The sequence below is a fragment of the Pseudomonas sp. CAN1 genome, assembly GCF_030462585.1.
GTDB lineage: Bacteria > Pseudomonadota > Gammaproteobacteria > Pseudomonadales > Pseudomonadaceae > Pseudomonas.
Genome location: NZ_JASMRU010000081.1, coordinates 1 through 3,873, shown reverse-complemented (window position 1 = coordinate 3,873; position 3,873 = coordinate 1). Strand labels below are relative to the sequence as shown.

The 3,873-nt window shown below is 58.8% G+C and carries 4 protein-coding genes, 3 tRNA genes and 2 rRNA genes; all 9 read left to right on the top strand.

Annotated features, from left to right (window positions below; translation table 11 throughout):
• Window positions 1–213, top strand: a 23S ribosomal RNA gene (locus QO207_RS31245); the annotation flags it as partial.
• A gap of 134 nt (window positions 214–347) precedes the next feature.
• A 5S ribosomal RNA gene (rrf, locus tag QO207_RS31240) occupies window positions 348–463 on the top strand.
• Between the two features lie 134 nt (window positions 464–597).
• Window positions 598–1,542: a bifunctional biotin--[acetyl-CoA-carboxylase] ligase/biotin operon repressor BirA gene (birA, locus tag QO207_RS31235; RefSeq protein WP_301536112.1), complete on the top strand. Its 945-nt coding sequence runs from the start codon at window positions 598–600 to the stop codon at window positions 1,540–1,542.
• Window positions 1,532–2,281: a pantothenate kinase gene (locus QO207_RS31230; protein ID WP_301536111.1), complete on the top strand. Its 750-nt coding sequence runs from the start codon at window positions 1,532–1,534 to the stop codon at window positions 2,279–2,281. The genes birA and QO207_RS31230 overlap by 11 nt, the downstream gene beginning before the upstream one ends.
• A gap of 9 nt (window positions 2,282–2,290) precedes the next feature.
• Complete coding sequence (locus QO207_RS31225) at window positions 2,291–2,971, top strand: SPOR domain-containing protein (RefSeq protein WP_301536110.1); 681 nt, start codon at window positions 2,291–2,293, stop codon at window positions 2,969–2,971.
• Window positions 2,972–3,112: 141 nt separating this feature from the next.
• Window positions 3,113–3,197: transfer RNA gene (locus QO207_RS31220), tRNA-Tyr, on the top strand.
• 25 nt (window positions 3,198–3,222) lie between these two features.
• A tRNA-Gly gene (locus QO207_RS31215) sits at window positions 3,223–3,296 on the top strand.
• 20 nt (window positions 3,297–3,316) lie between these two features.
• A tRNA-Thr gene (locus QO207_RS31210) sits at window positions 3,317–3,392 on the top strand.
• A gap of 83 nt (window positions 3,393–3,475) precedes the next feature.
• On the top strand, window positions 3,476–3,873 hold a 398-nt coding region (locus QO207_RS31205), incomplete at its 3' end, for a GTP-binding protein (protein WP_301536109.1).

The window sequence follows — 3,873 nt, the reverse complement described above, 5'->3', positions numbered from 1 at the left end:
CGGTTGTCACGCCAGTGGCATTGCCGGGTAGCTATGTTCGGAATAGATAACCGCTGAAAGCATCTAAGCGGGAAACTAGCCTCAAGATGAGATCTCACTGGGAACTTGATTCCCCTRAAGGGCCGTCGAAGACTACGACGTTGATAGGTCGGGTGTGTAAGCGCTGTGAGGCGTTGAGCTAACCGATACTAATTGCCCGTGAGGCTTGACCATATAACACCCAAACAATTTGCGTGTTGTACGGTGAAGACGTAACGAACCGAAAGTTCGTGTGAACCGCAAATACCTGTCACATACCCGAATCTGGATGAGCGTGTGCATCTGCCACGAACGTCCATAAAGAATTGCTTGACGACCATAGAGCGTTGGAACCACCTGATCCCATCCCGAACTCAGTAGTGAAACGACGCATCGCCGATGGTAGTGTGGAGTTTCTCCATGTGAGAGTAGGTCATCGTCAAGCTCCTATCCCAAGACCCCTGGTCAGCATCGCTGGCCGGGGGTTTTGCTTTTGCGCGCGGGAAAGTTGGCCAAATGCTGCGTAGGCAATTCAGGCATGCCTCTATATGATGCGTGCCTGACTGTTGCGGGGGTGATATGCAGACCTTGCTGAAATTGTTGAGCGATGGCCGCTTTCATTCCGGAGAAGAGCTCGGTGCTCTGCTCGGAGTTAGCCGAAGTGCTGTGTGGAAGCGCCTGGAAGGTTTCGAGCGCGACTACGGCATGGCTGTGCAGCGCGTGCGCGGCAAGGGCTATCGCCTGGAAGAGCCGCTCGGCATCATTTCTTCCCGGTCGGGGCTCGATCCCTGGCCGCTGGATGTCCTGTTTTCCATCGACTCCACCAACGCCGAGGTGCTGCGGCGCCTGTCTGCCGGCGCTGCGGCGCCATTCGCTATTCTAGGCGAGCGGCAGACTGCTGGGCGCGGCAGGCGAGGGCGCCAGTGGGAAAGCCCGTTCGGCGCCAACCTCTATTACACCCTCGGTATTACCGTGCGCGGCGGTGCGCAGGAGTTGGAGGGGTTGAGCCTGGTGGTCGGCCTTGCGGTCGCTCGGGCGATCCGTGCCCTGGGTATCGAGAGTGTCGGCCTCAAGTGGCCAAACGATGTCCTGGTTGAAGGCAAGAAGATCGCTGGCATCCTGCTCGAGCTCACTGGTGATCCCGCGGATATCTGCAGTGTGGCTATCGGTGTCGGCATCAATGTCAACATGCGCAAGGCCGATAGCATCGATCAGCCCTGGACTTCGTTGCGCGAGGTGCTGGGCCGGCTGGTCGATAGAAATGAATTGTTGCGGGCTCTGGAGTCTGAGCTGGCGTTCGTTCTGTCCCGTCATCGCGAGCTTGGCTTCGCTGCCAGTCGCGAAGAGTGGGAGTCCCTTCATTTGTGGCAGGGACGGCAAGTCACGCTGTCCACTGCCTCCAATAATATCGTTGGGCGTGCTCTGGGCATCGACGAGAGAGGCGCGCTTCGCCTCCTGGTGGATGGCAATGAGCAGTGCTACAGCGGAGGCGAGCTGAGTCTGAGGTTGTCGGATGATTCTTGAGTTGGATTGCGGAAACAGCCTGATCAAATGGCGTGTGGTGAGAAAGCACGACCTGGTGACTGTCGCCGGCGGCGTTGCGGATTCGGATCAGGCGCTGCTCGAGCAGCTTCAGGCCAATAAGGTGGTCGAAGTGCGCTATTGCCGCATGGTGAGTGTTCGCAGCGAGCAGGAAACCGAGGCGCTGCGCGCCAGCCTGGAAGCTGCATTCGCAGTAACCGTGCAGATTGCGGCGCCTGCCGCGGAGCTTGCCGGCGTATCGAACGGCTACCGTGAGTACCAGCGCCTGGGTATGGATCGCTGGCTGGCCCTGGTGGCCGGGCATTGCCTGGCTGGTCGTGGCTGCCTGGTCATCGATCTGGGTACGGCGGTCACTTCCGATCTGGTCGATGCCAGTGGCAAGCATATGGGCGGCTACATAGCGCCCGGTATGTCGCTGATGCGCAGTCAGCTGCGTACCCATACCCGGCGTATCCGTTACGACGACGATGCGGCGCTCGAGGCGCTGCAGAATCTGTTGCCTGGGCAGGAGACCTCCGAGGCAGTGGAGCGTGGCTGTGTGCTGATGTTGCGCGGTTTCGTCCGTGAGCAGATCGAGCTTGCTGCTCGCCTGCTGGGTGAGGACTGTGCGGTGTATCTGACGGGGGGCGACGCCGAGCTGGTCAAGGATGAGCTGCAGCGTGCCGTCGTGCTTCCGGATCTGGTATTTCTCGGCCTGGCGCTTGCCTGTCCGATCGAGTGAGTCTGATCGATGCGTTGGTTCTTTCTCTTCCTGCTGGCTCTGAACGTCTTCTATTACGTCTGGCATCAGCAACAGGCGCCGCTCCGTCCCAAGGAGGTCGCGCCCTTGAGCCTGTTCCATAGTGAGCAGAAGAATATTCGCCTGCTCAGCGAGTCTTCCGATGCGCCTGCGCGCCGCCAGGCAGAAGAGAAGCCTGCGGCTGCAACGGCAGCTGCGTGCACCTTCCTGGGTAGTTTCCCGGCGGAAGATCGGGCGCGCCAGTTGGTGCAGCGCCTGCTGAGCCTGGACGTCCAGGCCTCGGTACAGACAGTGGATGCAGCCGCGGGCGTCGATTTCTGGGTCTACTTGCCGCCGCTGGCGTCCCGCCAGGCTTCGCTATGGCAGCTGCGCGAACTGCAGGCGCGCAAGATCGACAGCTACATCATTACCGAAGGAGATCTCACCGATGGGATTTCCCTGGGGATCTTCCAGCGCAAGGACTCTGCGGACAGCGTCGTGGAGCGCCTGAAGACCGCTGGCTACGATGCCCTGGTGCGCGAGCTGGCTCGCTCACAGCATGATTACTGGGCTCAGGTAACCCCGGAAAGCGGGCGTCTGGTGGACGATTCCCTGGTGCGCCAACTGGCTCCGGATTTCCCGGAACTGCAAAAACAAACAATGCCGTGCAAAAGCGTTGCAAGCCCTCAGTAGTTTGAATAGAATGGCGCCCGCTTCACAGGGGTCACCTGAAAAGGGAAACCACTTGAAGCTGTTGTCGACGAGCTAAGCTCAAGTTTTTTAAAGAAAAACAGTTGACAACACGGTGGCAGGCTGTAGAATGCCGCCTCACTCGGAGGGGTTCCCGAGCGGCCAAAGGGATCAGACTGTAAATCTGACGTCTCAGACTTCGAAGGTTCGAATCCTTCCCCCTCCACCAGTTTCAAGCGTGAGCCGCAAGCTCCGCGGGTATAGTTCAGTGGTAGAACCTCAGCCTTCCAAGCTGATGATGCGGGTTCGATTCCCGCTACCCGCTCCAAGTTTTGTGGCTGATGTCTTGCTCATGTAGCTCAGCTGGTAGAGCACACCCTTGGTAAGGGTGAGGTCAGCGGTTCAAATCCGCTCATGAGCTCCATCTCGCAAAGGCAGATATGAAAATATCTGCCTTTGTTTTAATGGTGACGTGACTTTCTCAAATCCTTACGGGAGGCGGTCAAGATGGCTAAAGAAAAGTTTGAGCGTAACAAGCCGCACGTTAACGTCGGCACCATCGGTCACGTTGACCACGGCAAAACCACTCTGACCGCTGCTCTGACCAAGGTCTGCTCCGAGACCTGGGGCGGTTCCGCTCGCGCTTTCGACCAGATCGACAACGCGCCGGAAGAGAAGGCTCGTGGTATCACCATCAACACCTCTCACGTTGAATACGACTCGCCGGTACGCCACTACGCTCACGTAGACTGCCCGGGTCACGCCGACTACGTGAAGAACATGATCACCGGTGCTGCCCAGATGGACGGCGCGATCCTGGTTTGCTCCGCTGCTGACGGCCCCATGCCGCAGACCCGCGAGCACATCCTGCTGTCCCGTCAGGTAGGCGTTCCTTACATTGTCGT